Origin of the sequence: Mycolicibacterium brisbanense, from assembly GCF_001570425.1 — a bacterium.
In the GTDB taxonomy this organism is placed as follows: domain Bacteria; phylum Actinomycetota; class Actinomycetes; order Mycobacteriales; family Mycobacteriaceae; genus Mycobacterium; species Mycobacterium brisbanense.
The window spans coordinates 1-15,157 of record NZ_BCSX01000002.1; the positions used below are offsets into that span (position 1 = coordinate 1).

At 65.8% G+C, this 15,157-nt stretch carries 15 protein-coding genes and 2 pseudogenes; 9 read left to right on the plus strand and 8 right to left on the minus strand.

Annotation, left to right across the window (positions count from 1 at the left end; genetic code table 11):
* Positions 1–189: pseudogene (locus RMCB_RS36335) on the plus strand (hypothetical protein); the annotation flags it as partial.
* A 117-nt stretch (positions 190–306) separates the two neighbouring features.
* Here RMCB_RS36335 and RMCB_RS00380 read toward each other — a convergent pair.
* The 3 genes and pseudogenes from RMCB_RS00380 to RMCB_RS36370 all read right to left on the minus strand — a co-directional run.
* Positions 307–984 (minus strand): haloacid dehalogenase type II, encoded by a 678-nt coding sequence (locus RMCB_RS00380; protein WP_062827179.1) that lies wholly within the window; start codon positions 982–984, stop codon positions 307–309.
* Positions 981–1,850: an alpha/beta fold hydrolase gene (locus tag RMCB_RS00385; RefSeq protein ID WP_062827180.1), complete on the minus strand. Its 870-nt coding sequence runs from the start codon at positions 1,848–1,850 to the stop codon at positions 981–983. Before RMCB_RS00385 ends, RMCB_RS00380 begins: the two co-directional genes overlap by 4 nt.
* 280 nt (positions 1,851–2,130) lie before the next feature.
* Positions 2,131–2,241: pseudogene (locus tag RMCB_RS36370) on the minus strand (CAP domain-containing protein); the annotation flags it as partial.
* A gap of 91 nt (positions 2,242–2,332) precedes the next feature.
* Here RMCB_RS36370 and RMCB_RS00395 point away from each other — a divergent pair.
* Positions 2,333–2,998 carry a TetR/AcrR family transcriptional regulator gene (locus RMCB_RS00395; protein ID WP_029368828.1) on the plus strand — a complete coding sequence of 222 codons (666 nt, stop codon included), beginning with the start codon at positions 2,333–2,335 and terminating at the stop codon, positions 2,996–2,998.
* A gap of 79 nt (positions 2,999–3,077) precedes the next feature.
* On the opposite strand, the gene RMCB_RS00400 is transcribed toward RMCB_RS00395, so the two are convergent.
* Together RMCB_RS00400 and RMCB_RS00405 are read right to left on the minus strand one after the other, a co-directional pair.
* On the minus strand, positions 3,078–3,896 hold the full coding sequence (locus RMCB_RS00400; RefSeq protein ID WP_029368826.1) for a class I SAM-dependent methyltransferase: 819 nt from the start codon (positions 3,894–3,896) through the stop codon (positions 3,078–3,080).
* Positions 3,893–4,420: a GbsR/MarR family transcriptional regulator gene (locus tag RMCB_RS00405; protein ID WP_062827208.1), complete on the minus strand. Its 528-nt coding sequence runs from the start codon at positions 4,418–4,420 to the stop codon at positions 3,893–3,895. Before RMCB_RS00405 ends, RMCB_RS00400 begins: the two co-directional genes overlap by 4 nt.
* A 92-nt stretch (positions 4,421–4,512) precedes the next feature.
* On the opposite strand from RMCB_RS00405, the gene RMCB_RS00410 reads away from it, so the two are divergent.
* The gene (locus RMCB_RS00410) at positions 4,513–6,225 is read left to right on the plus strand and encodes an acyl-CoA dehydrogenase (protein WP_062827181.1); all 1,713 of its coding nucleotides are present in this window, start codon (positions 4,513–4,515) and stop codon (positions 6,223–6,225) included.
* On the opposite strand, the gene RMCB_RS00415 is transcribed toward RMCB_RS00410, so the two are convergent.
* On the minus strand, positions 6,222–7,313 hold the full coding sequence (locus RMCB_RS00415; RefSeq protein ID WP_062827182.1) for an alcohol dehydrogenase catalytic domain-containing protein: 1,092 nt from the start codon (positions 7,311–7,313) through the stop codon (positions 6,222–6,224). The genes RMCB_RS00410 and RMCB_RS00415 overlap by 4 nt on opposite strands.
* A gap of 35 nt (positions 7,314–7,348) precedes the next feature.
* Here RMCB_RS00415 and RMCB_RS00420 point away from each other — a divergent pair, with 35 nt between their 5' ends.
* Positions 7,349–7,801 (plus strand): acyl-CoA thioesterase, encoded by a 453-nt coding sequence (locus tag RMCB_RS00420; protein WP_029368821.1) that lies wholly within the window; start codon positions 7,349–7,351, stop codon positions 7,799–7,801.
* Positions 7,785–8,228 (plus strand): SRPBCC family protein, encoded by a 444-nt coding sequence (locus tag RMCB_RS00425; protein ID WP_029368820.1) that lies wholly within the window; start codon positions 7,785–7,787, stop codon positions 8,226–8,228. The genes RMCB_RS00420 and RMCB_RS00425 overlap by 17 nt, the downstream gene beginning before the upstream one ends.
* Positions 8,229–8,250: 22 nt before the next feature.
* Here RMCB_RS00425 and RMCB_RS00430 read toward each other — a convergent pair whose 3' ends face one another.
* Positions 8,251–9,567, minus strand: coding sequence for a lipase family protein (locus tag RMCB_RS00430; RefSeq protein ID WP_036423537.1), 1,317 nt, complete (start codon positions 9,565–9,567; stop codon positions 8,251–8,253).
* Positions 9,568–9,601: 34 nt separating this feature from the next.
* Positions 9,602–10,327: a GntR family transcriptional regulator gene (locus RMCB_RS00435; RefSeq protein ID WP_062827183.1), complete on the minus strand. Its 726-nt coding sequence runs from the start codon at positions 10,325–10,327 to the stop codon at positions 9,602–9,604.
* Positions 10,328–10,388: 61 nt separating this feature from the next.
* Between RMCB_RS00435 and fadD5 the strand changes: the two genes are divergently transcribed.
* From fadD5 to RMCB_RS00455, 4 genes are all read left to right on the plus strand, one after another.
* A complete protein-coding gene (fadD5, locus tag RMCB_RS00440; RefSeq protein ID WP_062827184.1) occupies positions 10,389–12,080 on the plus strand; it encodes a fatty-acid--CoA ligase FadD5 in 1,692 nt (563 codons plus the stop codon).
* A 180-nt stretch (positions 12,081–12,260) separates the two neighbouring features.
* The gene (locus RMCB_RS00445) at positions 12,261–13,061 is read left to right on the plus strand and encodes an MlaE family ABC transporter permease (RefSeq protein ID WP_029368813.1); all 801 of its coding nucleotides are present in this window, start codon (positions 12,261–12,263) and stop codon (positions 13,059–13,061) included.
* A gap of 1 nt (position 13,062) precedes the next feature.
* A complete protein-coding gene (locus tag RMCB_RS00450) occupies positions 13,063–13,932 on the plus strand; it encodes an MlaE family ABC transporter permease (protein WP_029368812.1) in 870 nt (289 codons plus the stop codon).
* A gap of 4 nt (positions 13,933–13,936) precedes the next feature.
* Positions 13,937–15,157: an MCE family protein gene (locus RMCB_RS00455; protein WP_029368811.1), complete on the plus strand. Its 1,221-nt coding sequence runs from the start codon at positions 13,937–13,939 to the stop codon at positions 15,155–15,157.

Here is a 15,157-nt window from a genome sequence, read left to right on the forward strand (position 1 = left end):
GCCCTGTTCTCACCAGAGCAGGTCCACGACGGCAGCTGGCTCGACCGCTGGCACCGCCGCGCAGCCACTCACCAGGCCTACTACCAGGCACACCCCGAACGATTCCGCCGACGCCCACACACCCCAGCACCAGCCAATACCGTCGGCATCAACCTACCCAAACCCGAAAACCGACTCCAAGCAGCTTGACAACGGCCGGGCCGCGACATTTTCGTTGAATTCGGGGTTAGAGGACTCGACCATCTTACCGCCGGCCGAGGCGGTCGAGGCCGCCGAAGCCGTCGAGGACTATCGCGCGCATGGTGGTCATGACATGGAACCCAGAATCTCGTTGAGCTCCAGCAGGTTTGATGCGATGACCGTGGGTTCGGGAATGCCGGGAACACGCAGGGCGGCGTTGCCGGGCCGGGTGATGAGCGCGCCGCTGAAGCCGGCGGACTGGGCGCCGATGGTGTCCCAGGCGTGCGCGGCGACCATCATGCAGTCCCCGGGGGCTACGCCGAGGCTGTGGGCGACGCCGGTGTACAGCGACGTCGACGGCTTGAAGACGCGCGAGTCGTCGACGGTGAACTGGCGCTCGAAGTACTCCGTCAGTCCCGCGTGATCGAGCGGTGTCGGGCCGTCGCTGTGCGGCGAATTCGTCAGCGTCACAAGGCGGTAGCCGTTGTCGCGGAGGAGTGAAAGTCCTTCGCCGGCGTCGCGATGGGCCGGCATGGTTCGCATACCCTCGGCGAGGGCATGCAGATCTCCGTCGTTCACATCCACTCGGTGGATCTCGGCGAGCATGTGCACCACGCCCTGTCCCAGAGCGAAGAAGTCCGCATACCGTCCGGCCAGTGTGACGGTCATGGAGTACATCACCAGCTGACCGAACCACTCGCGCAGGACCGACGAGTCGCCGAAGATCCGCTCGAAATGTGGTTGTAGCGCGTCGATGTCGATGAGGGTTTCGTTGACGTCGAACACCAGCACCCGCGGGCTCATCGGCCGACTCGGTCCAGGAACGCGACGATCAACTGGGCCACTTCATCGTTCGCGGTTTCCAGCAGGAAGTGCCCGCCGTCGAGGATGTGGATGTCGGCGTCGACCGCGTCTTTGCCGAAGGCGCGGGCACCGTCGGGACCGAAGATCGGGTCGCCGCCGCCCCATACCGCCAGCACCGGCACGGCGCTCGTCCGCAGGTATTCGTGCAGTGCGGGGTACAGCGGGGCGTTGGTCGCGTAGTCGCGGAACAGCTGCAGTTGCACGTCGTCGTTGCCGGGCCGGGCCAGCTGTGCGGCGTCGTGGATCCAGGTGTCCGGGTCAACCAGGCTTTCGTCCGAAACACCGGTCAGGTATTGCCATTTGATGCCCTCGACGTCCAGTGCCGTGCGCACGGCGGCCTCGGTTTCCGGGGTCTGTTCGCGCTGGTAGTCCCACACGGTGGTCCAGAAGCTCTCGATGAACCCCGCGTCGTAGCCGTTGCCGTTCTGCGTGACGATCGCGGTGATGGCCTGAGGCTGCCGCAGGGCCAGTCGCCAGCCGATCGGTGCGCCGTAGTCCTGGACGTAGATCGCGTAGCGGCTGAGGCCCAACTGCTGCAGGAGGCCTTCGGTGAGGTCGGTGAGTGCGTCGAAGGTGTAGGTGAATTCGTCGACGGTCGGAGCGTCGGAGTGCCCGAAGCCGAGGTGGTCCGGTGCGATGACGTGGTAGCGCTCGGCGAGCTGGGGGACCAGGTTGCGGAACATGTACGAGCTGGTGGGGAAGCCGTGCAGCAGCACGATCGCCGGGGCGTCGGGTGAGCCCGCTTCGCGGTAGAACAGCCGGCGACCGTCGACAGTGGCGTACCGGTGATGAACCTGAACCGACATCTCTAACTCCCTATTTCGCTTAAGTGGTTAGGTAGCAGTCAACATCCGAACGACTAACCTGTCAATAGCCATTTGATAGTTAGAAGTTTCCTGGATGCAGGCAGCGCTGCAGGATGGACCTGTGCCGTGAAAGGGGTGAGAGCGCGCGTAGGCGGTGCGGCCAGGAGCCCGGGGCGGTCACGGGCGGCTACCGGTCGAGAATGCCGGTCATTGCTGAGGCCTGCGGAAACGCGTGAAGGCGCGTCCTTGTTACGAACGCGCCGAGACGTCAGGAAGTGGTTTACACCGGGGGATATGCGGGGGGCGGGTACACGCCGCGTATGCCCCAGGGCACCCAGTTGAAGAAGTACTCGATCTCGTCACTGGCGTCGTAGTCCGGATTCGGATCCATGCGCGAAGTCTAGACCGGTTGCCTCCGCACGGACCAGGCATTGCCTACACTATTCAACCAACGAGTTGATAGGTGAAGTACGGAGATTCCTATGGCATCCGATCCAGAGGCCGGGCGAGGCCGCGGTGCCGCGTCCACGAACGGTACATCGCGACGCGACGAATTGCTGACGGTGGCGGCGAAACTGTTCGCCGCGCGCGGCTACCACGGCACCCGGATGGATGACGTGGCCGAGGCCGTCGGACTGAACAAGGCCACGGTCTACCACTATTACGCCAGCAAGTCGCTGATCCTCTACGACCTCTACAAGAGCACCGCGGACTTCACGGTGGAGGCGCTGCACGACGATCCGAGCGCGACGGCCCGCGAGACCATCTACAACTTCACTCGTCGGCTGCTGGTCGGCATCGCCAACGACCTGGAGAAGGCGGCGGTGTACTTCCAGGAGGGGCCCTACATCACCGAGTGGTTCACCGAGGAGCAGGTCGCCTACATCCGGCACGCCGAGGCGCAGGTCTATGAGCATGTGCGCGACGTCATCGACCGCGGCATCGCTAGCGGCGAGTTCTACGACTGTGACTCGCACGTGCTGGCGCTGGGCTACATCGGGATGACCTTGGGTGCCTACCGGTGGCTGCGGCCGCACGGCAGGCGCTCGGCGCAGGAGATCGCAGTCGAGTTCAGCACCGCCCTGCTGCGCGGGCTGATCCGCGACGAGACCATTCGCAACGAGTCACCACTGGGTGTCGAGGTCTAGAGCTGCTTGCCGCCGAACGTGAAGAAGATTGCGAAAACCGTGCGAGGATTCGCCAACAAGTTCACATTCGGCGCATGTCCTAGAACCGGAACTGGTTCAACACGTCGTAGCGGCCGGCCAGGGTGGCGTTGAGAAGGCCCAGCAGCAGCCGTTGCGGCTTGAGCGGAATCGTCCGGTAGTTGGCGTACGCCGGTACCCGGTCGATGAGCTGCAGGCGCGGAACCCAGCGTTCGACCTCGGTCATATCGCTGATGCCCCACTTGACCATCCCGTTGCTGAACGTCCGGGACAGCTTGGGGCCGATCGGGGCGATGGTGTCGAAATCGATCTCGCCGTGTTCGAAGCGGTCGGTCAGGCGCTGCAGTAGCTCGCGCACGTCACTCTCGGCCAGGTACATCAGCAACCCCTCGGCCACGATCAAGGTCGGCCGGCCCGTGGGTGCCTCGTCGAGCCAACCGGCATCGGTCACCGACGATCCGATCATGCGGTAGCCCGGCCCATCGTCGTAGAGCTTGCGCCGCAGCTCGACCACACCGGGCTGGTCCACGTCGAACCAGTCGACGGTGGCGGGGCGCCGCACGCGGAAGGCGCGGGTGTCCAGCCCGCATCCCAGGTGCAACACGACGGCGTCGGGGTGCCGGGTCAGGAAGTCATTGGTCCAGTCGTCGAGCTGTTTCGCGCGCAGCCCGACCAGGAATTGATTGGCCCACGGTTGCGAGGCCCGATGCATGCGCTTGAAGTCGTAGTCGATGCGGTCGACGGCTTCGGCGGCCGCGTGATCGCCGAGAACCGGTTGCGGCAGGCGACTTTCGCATGCCCGCAGATACAGCGTGCACAGATTGGTCCATTCCACCGATCCCCAGCGCACGGCGCTGAAGTCCACCTTGTTGGTCGTCATGACTCCCTACCTCTTTTGTTGGTGCTCCTCGCGTCCGCGCCGTTGTCGGTGCTCCTCGCGTCCGCCCTCGATTCCCGGTACTCGGCCCAGAGCCGCAACATTTCGTCGTGGTAGTCCCGGCTGGAGAACTCGCAGAAGTGCTTGAAATCCTCGAGCCGTTCGCGTTGATCGGGGCGGTTCCCGTCGAGGATCGCCAGCCCGAAATCGGCGGCCTCGATGCCGAGCTTCATCCGGGACAGCTGCACGCTGAGCACGCTGCTGAAACCCCCTGGCCGCACGCGGTAGCGGTGCTGCCGACCGGCGCTGGGCAGCCGCTCGATCAGCCCGCCCTCCTGCAGCTGGCGGGTGACGGTGCTCACCGAGGCCTTGCTGACCGACAGCGTGTCTGCCAGCGCGGTCAGCGACTGCTCGGGCGGATCGGAGATCATCAGCCAGCCGTAGACCCGCCCCATCGTGCGCGACCCGCCGAGGAGCTCCATGAAAAGCCCGATGCGGTCGACGAATTCCGACTCGTCCGGTGTCAACATCCCTCCGTAAACATCGTTCAGTACAAACTAAACGAACTATACGTCGGGTCGGGCGGTGGTCGTCAACAGTGGAAGCCCACACTGATCGGATGAAGTCGACCATCATGTCGCGCCGGGATCTGGACTTCCTGCTCTACGAGTGGCTGCATGTCGAGGAACTCGCAGCGCTGGACCGCTTCGCGGAGCATTCGCGCGAGACCTTCGACGGCGTGCTCGAGTTGTCGGAGCAACTGGCGACCCGGTACTTCGCTCCACACAACAAGCTCTCCGACGCCAACGAGCCGAGCTTCGACGGGCAGACCGTCACGCTGATCCCCGAAGTCAAGAAAGCCTGGGATGCCTTCGCGGCGGCCGATCTGCTGGCGATGAGTATGGACGCCGAGCTCGGCGGTGCGCAGTTGCCGGCCGTCGTGGCGCAGGCCGCGTTCGCCTGGATCGCCGCGGCCAACGTGTCGACATCGGGCTACCTGATGCTGACCATCGCCAACGCCAACCTGCTGGCGCACTTCGGGACGCCCGAGCAGATCGAGACCTACGTCAAACCGATGCTTGCGGGGCGCTTTTCGGGAACCATGGCGCTGTCGGAGACACAGGCCGGGTCATCGCTGGCCGATATCACGACCCGTGCCGAGCCGGCCGCCGACGGTAGCTACCGGCTGTTCGGTTCGAAGATGTGGATATCCGGCGCCGAGCACGAACTCACCGAGAACATCGTCAACCTGGTGCTGGCGAAGATCCCCGGCGGGCCCGCCGGAACCAAGGGCATCTCGCTGTTCATCGTGCCGAAGTACCTCGCCGACGGCACCCGCAACGGCGTGGCCATCTCCGGGCTGAATCACAAGATGGGACAACGGGGTATCACCAACACCGTGCTCAACTTCGATGGTGCGGTCGGGTACCTGGTCGGCGAACCGCACCGCGGCATCGTCTACATGTTCCACATGATGAACGAGGCCCGGCTCGGCGTCGGTATGGGCGCCGTGGCGCGGCCAGCCACGGGCTACCTGAAATCGGTGCAGTATGCCCGGGAACGGCCCCAGGGCCGCCCGTTGGGTGTCAGGGATCCGTCAACACCGCAGGTGCCGATCATCGAGCATCCCGACGTGAAGCGAATGTTGTTGGCGCAGAAGGCCTATGTCGAAGGTGGTCTGGCGCTGGGCCTGTACTGCGCCAAGCTGGTCGACACCGGGGACAACGCGCTGCTCGACATCCTGACCCCGGTGGCCAAGAGCTGGCCGTCGCAGTGGTGCCTGGAGGCCAACAGCCTGGCCATCCAGGTGCACGGTGGCTACGGCTACACCCGCGAGTACGACGTGGAGCAGCACTACCGGGACAATCGGCTGAACCCGATCCACGAGGGCACGAACGGCATCCAGAGCCTGGATCTGTTGGGCCGCAAGGTCACCCAGAACGGTGGTGCCAGTATGGTCGCGCTCGGCGAGCGGATCGCCGCAACCGTCTCGGCCGCCCGCGACGGCGTGGCCCCGCACCTGGCCGATCAGCTGGACGCCGCGTGGCAGCGCCTGGCCGCGGTGACGGCGGGGATGTTCGCCGCGGGAGACATCGAGGCTGCGATGGCCAACAGCGCCGTGTACTTGGAGGCGTTCGGGCACATCGTGGTGGCGTGGATCTGGCTGCAACAGGTGCTGGCCGCCGACGGGCGCGACGGCGATTTCTATGACGGCAAACGGCAGGCGGCCCGCTACTTCTTCGCCTACGAATTGCCAAGGACCGCACCGCAGTTGGATCTGCTGGAGAGTCTGGACCGCACCACGCTCGAGATGCGTGATGCCTGGTTCTAGTCGAACGCGATGATCTGGCGCACCGCGGTGCCGTCGGCCAGCGCGTCCATGCCGGCATTGATGTCGTCGAGCGAGATGGTCGACGAGACCAGTTGCTCGACCGGCAGTCGCCCGGCCCGCCACAGTTCGACGAAGCGGGGGATGTCGCGTGCGGGTACCGCCGAACCGAGGTAGCTGCCGATCAGGGAGCGACCCTCGGCGACGAAACCCAACGGGGACACCGAGATCCGGGCGTCGGGCCGGGGGAGGCCGACGGTGATGGTCCGTCCACCGGGACCCGTCAGCCCGATCGCGGTCTCCAACGCGGCCGGGTGCCCGGCAGCCTCGATCACCACCGTGGCCTTCACGTCGGCGGCCTGCTCGGGGGTGTAGGTCTCGTGCACGCCGAGCGCTCGGGCCCGGTCGAGCTTGTCGGTCACCTGGTCGACGCCGATGACACGGACGTCGTCGTGGGCCAGCGCCGTCAGTGTCGCCGCCATCCCGACCCCGCCCAGTCCGACGACGACGACCGTCTGGCCGGGCTGGGGTTTGCCCACGTTGAGGACGGCGCCGCCGCCGGTGAGCACCGCGCAACCCAGCAGTGACGCCACCACCGGCGGGACGTCGGCGGGCACCGGCACCACTGAGCGCCGGTCCACCACGGCGTACGTGGCGAACCCGGAAACCCCGAGGTGGTGGAACACCGGCTCGCCGTCGCGGGTTAGCCGGATACCGCCGTCCATCAACGTGCCCGCACCGTTGGCGGCGCTGCCCGGGGCGCACGGCGTCAACCCGTCCGTCGCGCAGGCCGGGCAGCTGCCGCAGCGGGGCAGGAAGGTCATCACCACCCGCTGGCCGACGGGCAGGTCAGTGTCGCCGGCCTCGACGATCCCGGCGGCTTCGTGTCCCAGCAGCATCGGCACCGGGCGGACCCGATTGCCGTCCACCACCGACAGGTCCGAATGACACAGGCCCGCCGCCTCGATGCGCACCAGCAGCTCGCCCGGGCCCGGGGCGGCGAGGTCGAGGTCGGACACGGTCAGCGGCCCGGACTGGACGTAGGGACGGGGCAGGCCGATGCGGTCGAGGACGGCTCCACGGATCTTCATGACCAACAGCCTGCCGTGACTGCAAGACTTCAGCCATGACCGAGGCCCCCGCCGAACTCACTTCTGCCGACTTTCCGCTGCACTGGCCGGTGCTCACCCGGTGGACCGACAACGACATGTTCGGGCACCTCAACAACGCCGTGTACTACGAATTGTTCGACACCGCGATCAACGCGTGGATCAACACGAACTGCGACATCGACCCGATCACCGCGCCCTGGCTGGGGGTGGTGGCCGAGTCCGGCTGCCGGTTCCTGTCCGAGCTGAAGTTTCCGGATTCGCTGGTCGTAGGCCTGTCGGTGACCCGGCTGGGCCGCAGCAGCGTCACCTACCGGCTCGGGCTCTTCCGGTCCGGCGGCCCGGTCGCCGCGGTCGGTCACTGGGTGCACGTCTACGTCGACCGGGACTCCCGGCGCCCGGTGCCCATTCCCGATGGGATCCGGTCCCTCCTGGGGTCGATATGCTCGGCGGATGCCGCTGGTAAGTAAGACAGTCGAAGTCGACGCCCCCGCTGAGACGATCATGGCGATCGTCGCCGACTTCGAGGCCTATCCGCAGTGGAACCCGGAGATCAAGGGTTGCTGGATTCTGGCCCGCTACGACGACGGCCGGCCCAGCCAGCTGCGGTTGGACGTCGAGATCCAAGGGCAGGCCGGTGTGTTCATCACCGCGGTCTACTACCCCGCCGAAAACCAGATCTACACCGTGCTGCAGCAGGGGGATCACTTCTCCAAGCAGGAGCAGCGGTTCTCGGTGGTGCCGCTCGGGGCCAGCACACTGCTGCAGGTCGACATGGAGGTCGAGGTCGACACGAAGCTGCCGATCCCCAGCCTGATGGTGAAGAAGCTCATCGGTGACACCCTCGACCACCTGGCCAATGCGCTGATCACCAGGGCGCAGCAGCTGTCCGCCTAGCCAAACCACTGGGCGGTGAGCCCTAGAACTGCCCACAGTTCGGTGTGGTCGGCACACCGTTGAACCGGTCGGCGATCCACTGCATGCCGCGCTCGCCGTCCATGAAGTAGGCGAGCGCGTGGTTGACCGCCAGCTTGTTGAGGAACGGTGGTTGGTCGTTGGTCCAGAACTCGACGTCGGCGCCCTGCGCGCACCAGTCCCGGCCGAGCTGGTTGGCTCCCGTCCACGGCACCAGCGGATCGAAGTGGTTGCTGTCGATGAACACCGGCGCAGTGGGTTTGAGCCGGCCGATGCGCTGCAGGTCGAGCAGGCTCTTGAACGGTTCGTTGGCGATCACGTCGTAGGGGTCGCCGTTGAAATACGAACGCAGATGGTGGAATCCGAAGGTCAACGCGGTTTCGACGACGCACTGGTCCTTGGTCTTGGCGAGCAGGTCCTCGCCTTGCGGGGTGAGCTTGTCGTGGATCGCGTCGGCGGCTTCGGGGTAGGCCGCGATGGCGCCGTTGATGAGATAGCCGACGGCTCCGACCAGGATGCTGCCGTCGACGTAGGGCAACAGCTCGGGCAGATCGGCAGGCGGAGCGCCGGCGTATGCGCCGACCAGATGCAGCTCGGGCGCGTAGCCGGGCGCCGATTCCGCGGCTGCTGCGCTGGCCCCGCCGCCCTGCGAATAGCCCCACAGCGCCACCGGTCCGTCGGGCGTCAGTGACGTCCCGGGCAGTCTCTTCGCCGCCCGCGCCGCATCGAGAAGCGCTTGCGCCTCGGCCAGCCGGTTGACGTAGGTGTGCACACCGGGTGTGCCCAAACCCTCGTAATCGGTTACCACCACCGCGAATCCACGCGCGACCATGGTGGCGACGAACAGTTCCTCATAGCCCATGGTGATGTCGAGACCGCTGGAGAAGTGGATGCTCTGGCCGAACACGCGCGACGGCGCGCACTGGTCACCCTGGCCCTGGGTGCCCGGCGCGAACGCGATCAACGGGCGTGGTCCGGCTCCCGGCCAGGGTCGGTCGGGTTCGAAGTAGGTGCCGGTGACCGCGGTGGGCTTACCGCGAGAGTCGTTGCTGAGGTACATGATTCGGGTGGCGGTGGCCACCCAGCTGCCGAGCTGCCCGGACGGTTCGTAGACGATCCGCATGGGCTCGCTGCGGATCAGATCGCCGGGGTTCCCGGCCGGCAGCGGGTCCGGCGGAGTGTAGAACTCGCCGTACCGATTGCACTGGAATTCCTTGGCGTATATGTCATCCGGCTCGAAACCACAGTTCCCGGTGACCGGGTCGGCCGCGGCGGGCACGGTGGTGGCGCACAGCAGTGCGACGGCAGCGAGCAGCGACATGAACCAGTTACGGTTGACCCCCACCCGCGGATCGTTACATATTCGATGCCGGATCGGACTCGTTTTCGTGATTCCACATGCCACTCTCGTCCAGCCGCGCGATCAACCGCGTTGCGCCGTCGGTGAACTGGACGGCGTTGAGCCGCACCGCACTGTCGATGTCGCGACGCCGCAGTGCCGCGATCAACTCCCGGTGGTGTGCGATCGCCTCGGCGCCCCACCGTGGATCGTTCGAATAGACCAGCGCGGGCAGATACCGTGCGACGTGAAGAAGGAACCACGCCAACTTGATTCGGCCGCTGGCCCGGTTGAACGCGCGGTGGAACGCGAACTCCGCCGACGCGACCTCATCGGCGTCTCTCCGGGCGACCGCCCCTTCGAGATCGACGGTGAGCCGCTCCAGCTCGTCGATCTCGTCATCGGTGATGCGCTCGGCCGCGGTGGCGGCGAGTTCGCGCGCGATGGTGGCCTGCAACCAGAAGATGTCCTCGACGTCGGTGCGGGTCAACGGGACCACGACATGCCCGCGGTGCGGCTCCAGCTGCACCATGCCCTCACCGCGCAGCGTGCGCAGCGCCTCGCGCACAGGCGTGATGCTGACGCCGAGCGTGGCCGCGGTTTCGTCCAGCCGGATGAACGTGCCGGGCCGCAGTACGCCGGTCATGATCTCGGCGCGCAGATGGGCCGCCACCTCGTCGGAGAGTTGCTCGCGACGGGCGACACGACGGCGCCGCGCGGCGGGGCGGGCGGGTGCGTTCACATGTTCTCCGGTCAGGCTTGTACTCGTGAGGCCGAGGCCATAGTGTGACCGGGGCAACCCAATGTTTGATCAAATATCAACATCATGCAACTGGAGTACCGGACCGTTGACAGCCGAGCCGTCCCCCACTGAGCAGCCCTATCTGGCGCGTCGTCAGAACTGGACCAACCAACTGGCCCGGCACGCGCTCATGCAGCCCGACAACACCGCGCTGCGGTTCCTGGGGCACACCACCACCTGGCGTGAGCTCCATGAACGGGTCGACAAAATCGCCGGCGCCCTGAGCCGACGCGGTATCGGCGCGGGTGACCGGGTGCTGATCCTGATGCTCAACCGCCCTGAGTTCATCGAATCATTCCTTGCCGCAAACAAACTCGGTGCCATCGCGGTGCCGGTGAACTTCCGGATGACGCCTCCGGAGATCGCCTTCCTGGTCGGCGACTGCCAAGCGCGCGTCGTCGTCACCGAGTCCGTGCTGGCCGGGGTGGCCACCGCGGTGCGTGACCTGGATCCGACGTTGCAGACGGTGATCGTCGCGGGCGGGGGCGGTGACGATGGTGTGCTCGGTTACGACGACCTCATCGCAGAGCCCGGCGAGAGCCCGGAAGTCGTTGACATTCCGGATGATTCGCCTGCGCTGATCATGTACACGTCCGGGACCACCGGCCGGCCCAAGGGTGCGGTGCTCACCCACGCGAACCTCAGCGGCCAGGCGATGACCAACATGTTCACCGTCGGCGTCGACCTCGCCAATGACGTCGGCTTCATCGGTGTCCCGCTGTTCCACATCGCCGGAATCGCGGGCAACGTGACCACCGGGCTGCTGTTGGGCCTGCCCACCGTGCTCTACCCGCTGGGCGCCTTCGATCCGGGGGCGCTGCTCGACGTGCTGGAAGCCGAGAACGTCACCGGCATCTTCCTGGTGCCCGCGCAGTGGCAGGCCGTCTGCGCCGCGCAGCAAGCCAAGCCCCGCAATCTCAAACTGCGCGTGCTGTCCTGGGGTGCGGCCCCGGCGTCGGACACGCTGCTGCGCACCATGGCCGAGACGTTCCCCGGCGCCCAGATCCTCGCGGCGTTCGGGCAGACCGAGATGTCGCCGGTCACCTGCATGCTGTTGGCCCAGGACGCGATTCGGAAACTCGGGTCCGTCGGTCGCGTCATCCCCACGGTGTCGGCACGCATCGTCGACGAGAACATGAACGATGTGGCCGTCGGTGACGTCGGCGAGATCGTTTACCGGGCACCGACACTGATGGCCGGTTACTGGAACAACCCGAAGGCCACCGCCGAAGCGTTCGCGGGCGGCTGGTTCCACTCCGGCGATCTGGTACGCCAGGACGAGGAAGGCTACGTCTGGGTGGTGGACCGCAAGAAGGACATGATCATCTCCGGCGGAGAGAACATCTACTGCGCCGAGGTGGAGAACGCCCTCGCAGCCCACCCGGCGATCGTCGAAGCCGCCGTGATCGGGCGTCCCCACGAGAAGTGGGGAGAGGTGCCCGTGGCTGTCGTGGCGCTCAGCGGTGGTCAGGACGCGCCGCTGAATCTGGGAGATCTCGACGAGTTCCTCAGCGAGCGACTGGCCCGCTACAAGCACCCCAAGGCGCTCGAGGTCGTCGAGGCGTTGCCGCGTAACCCCGCAGGCAAGGTGCTCAAGACCGAGCTCCGTGAGCGCTTCGGCCGCGGTGAACAGATTAACGTTAGCGAAACTTATTCTCCGTCAACGGTTTCTGCAGGTCACCAAGGAAGATAGAGATCGGGGTCGGGGTTTGCTAACGGTTCACGGCATAATCCAGCCGATGCGGTACACGGCCACGTTTGTATCGGGTACAGTCCTGTGGTCTCACTTACTACCCACGAGTAGGGAGATGCAGATCACGTATGCGGGGTTGAGGCAAGGAGGGGGCGTGCGAAACGTCCAGGGGGTGCACCGGTGACGGCATCGTCCAACGCACTTGTCGGCTACGTTCGTGATCAGCTCGAGAAGCCGATGGCGATGGTCGGTGGCTTCTTCAAGATGACAGTACTCACCGGTAAGGCACTTCTCACCCGGCCGTTCCAGTGGAAGGAATTCGTCCTTCAGAGCTGGTTTCTGATCCGGGTGGCGTTCCTGCCGACACTGGCGGTGTCCATCCCGCTGACGGTGCTCATCATCTTCACGCTGAACATCCTGCTCGCGGAGTTCGGTGCGGCCGACATCTCCGGCGCCGGTGCAGGTCTGGCCGCGGTGACGCAGCTGGGACCCCTGGTGACGGTGTTGGTCGTGGCCGGTGCCGGGTCGACGGCCATCTGCGCCGACCTTGGCGCCCGCACGGTCCGCGAAGAGATCGACGCCATGGAGGTGCTGGGCATCGATCCGATCGAGCGCCTCGTGGTTCCCCGCGTCGTCGCCGCGACGTTCGTCGCCTTCCTGCTCAACGGCACCGTGATCATCATCGGCCTGGTCGGTGGCTTCTTCTTCGGTGTGTACATCCAGAACGTCTCCGCCGGTGCGTACGTGTCCACGCTGACGCTGCTCACCGGTTTCCCCGAGGTCATGATCTCGGTCATCAAGGCCACGGTCTTCGGTCTGATCGCCGGGCTCGTGGGTTGCTACCGCGGGCTGACCACAGCCGGCGGTTCGAAAGGTGTTGGTACGGCGGTGAACGAGACCCTGGTCTTGTGCGTCATCGCTCTGTTCGCTGTCAACGTCGTGCTCACCACCATCGGTGTGCGGTTCGGAACGAAGACCTGACATGAGTACATCAACAGTCCTTCGCTCCCGGTTCCCCCGGGCGTTCGCGCGTTCGTCCGAGGTGGCGGCCGCACCCGGCCGGCTGCTCGACAGCATGGGCCACGTCGGGTGGTTCGTGGTGCAGGCCGTCGGTCACGTACCGCACGCTTTCCGCCACTACCGGCGTGAGACGCTGCGGCTGGTCGCCGAGATCGGCATGGGCACCGGCGCCATGGCCGTCATCGGTGGCACCGTCGCCATCATCGGCTTCGTCACCCTGTCCGCGGGCTCATTGATCGCCATCCAGGGTTTCGCATCCCTGGGCAACATCGGTGTCGAGGCGTTCACCGGGTTCTTCGCCGCCCTGGCCAACGTGCGCGTCGTCGCGCCCGTGGTCACCGGCCAGGCGCTGGCCTCGACCGTCGGCGCAGGCGCGACCGCCGAGCTCGGCGCCATGCGCATCAGCGAAGAGGTCGACGCCCTGGAAGTCATGGGTATCAAGTCGATTTCGTACCTGGTGTCCACGCGGCTGATGGCAGGCGCCATCGTCATCGTCCCGCTGTACGCGATGGCCATCCTGCTGTCGTTCCTGTCGGCGCAGCTGGTGACGACCATCTTCTACGCCCAGTCGGTCGGAACGTACGAGCACTACTTCCATACGTTCCTGCGCGTCGACGACGTGATGTGGTCCTTCCTCGAGGTCGTCATCATGTCGATCATCGTGATGTTGAACCATTGCTACTTCGGCTATTACGCCAGTGGCGGTGCTGTCGGTGTCGGTGAGGCAGTGGGGAGGTCGATGCGCACCTCGTTGATCGCGATCGTGTGTGTGGTCCTGTTGGCATCGTTGGCGCTGTACGGCACCGACCCCAACTTCAACCTCACGGTGTAGCGCCATGACCGCGCCCCACGCCCCCCTGAACAAGTCGAAGACCCCGCCGTACAAGTTGGCGGGGCTCGTCCTGGCCTTGGTGACCGCGCTGGTCCTGGCCCTGACCTGGCTGCAGTTTCGCGGGTTTTTCGAGCCCAAGACACAGTTGACTGTGCTGTCCGGCCGGGCGGGCTTGTCGATGGACCCGGGTTCGAAGGTCACCTACAACGGCGTGCCGATCGGCCGGCTGGCCACGGTCAACGTGGTCGAGGTCAACGACAACCCGGAAGCCAAGCTCATCCTGGACGTCGACCCGAAGTACCTGCACCTGATCCCGCAGAACGTGGACGCCGAGTTGCGGGCCACCACGGTGTTCGGCAACAAGTACATCTCGTTCATCTCGCCGCCGAATCCGTCCCCGGAACGGGTCTCGGCGGACACCCCGATTCAGGCCCAGGGCGTGACGACGGAGTTCAACACGCTGTTCGAGACCATCACCAAGATCTCCGAGCAGGTCGACCCGATCAAGCTCAACGAGACACTGACGGCGACGGCCCAGGCCCTCGACGGGCTCGGCGACAAGTTCGGGCAGTCGATCGTCAACGGCAACACGATCTTGGCCGACCTCAACCCGCGCATGCCCCAGATCCGCCACGACATCACGGCGTTGGCCGATCTCAGCGAGATCTACGCCAACGCGTCGCCGGACCTGTGGAACGGGCTCACCAACGCCGTCACCACCGCCCACACCCTCAACGATCAACGCGGCAACCTCGACCAAGCCCTCGTCGCCGCAGTCGGCTTCGGCAACACCGGCGGTGACATCTTCGAACGCGGCGGCCCTTACCTGGTGCGTGGCGCCCAGGACCTGCTGCCGACCTCGGCGCTGCTGGACAAGTACAGCCCGGCGTTGTTCTGCACCATCCGCAACTTCCACGACGCCGCGCCGAAGCTGGCCGCCGCGCTCGGCGGTAACGGCTACTCGCTGCTGACGCACTCGCTCGTCGTCGGCGTCGGCAACGCGTACGTGTACCCGGACAACCTGCCTCGGGTGAATGCCAAGGGCGGTCCCGAGGGCCGGCCGGGCTGCTGGCAGCCCATCACCCGCGACCTGTGGCCGATGCCGTACCTGGTGATGGACACCGGTGCGTCGATCGCGCCGTACAACCACTTCGAACTCGGTCAGCCGTTGACGGCCGAGTACGTCTGGGGCCGCCAAGTGGGGGAGAACACGATCAACCCATGA

Coding starts and splice junctions, on each gene's coding strand:
- RMCB_RS00420 (WP_029368821.1), top strand. CDS start 7,349: ATGACCGAGGCCCCCGCCGAACTCACTTCTGCCGACTTTCCGCTGCAC.
- RMCB_RS00455 (WP_029368811.1), top strand. CDS start 13,937: ATGACCGCGCCCCACGCCCCCCTGAACAAGTCGAAGACCCCGCCGTAC.
- RMCB_RS00385 (WP_062827180.1), bottom strand. CDS start 1,850: ATGTCGGTTCAGGTTCATCACCGGTACGCCACTGTCGACGGTCGCCGG.
- RMCB_RS00395 (WP_029368828.1), top strand. CDS start 2,333: ATGGCATCCGATCCAGAGGCCGGGCGAGGCCGCGGTGCCGCGTCCACG.
- RMCB_RS00400 (WP_029368826.1), bottom strand. CDS start 3,896: ATGACGACCAACAAGGTGGACTTCAGCGCCGTGCGCTGGGGATCGGTG.
- RMCB_RS00430 (WP_036423537.1), bottom strand. CDS start 9,567: ATGTCGCTGCTCGCTGCCGTCGCACTGCTGTGCGCCACCACCGTGCCC.
- RMCB_RS00425 (WP_029368820.1), top strand. CDS start 7,785: ATGCCGCTGGTAAGTAAGACAGTCGAAGTCGACGCCCCCGCTGAGACG.
- RMCB_RS00450 (WP_029368812.1), top strand. CDS start 13,063: ATGAGTACATCAACAGTCCTTCGCTCCCGGTTCCCCCGGGCGTTCGCG.
- RMCB_RS00380 (WP_062827179.1), bottom strand. CDS start 984: ATGAGCCCGCGGGTGCTGGTGTTCGACGTCAACGAAACCCTCATCGAC.
- fadD5 (WP_062827184.1), top strand. CDS start 10,389: ATGTTTGATCAAATATCAACATCATGCAACTGGAGTACCGGACCGTTG.
- RMCB_RS00415 (WP_062827182.1), bottom strand. CDS start 7,313: ATGAAGATCCGTGGAGCCGTCCTCGACCGCATCGGCCTGCCCCGTCCC.
- RMCB_RS00410 (WP_062827181.1), top strand. CDS start 4,513: ATGAAGTCGACCATCATGTCGCGCCGGGATCTGGACTTCCTGCTCTAC.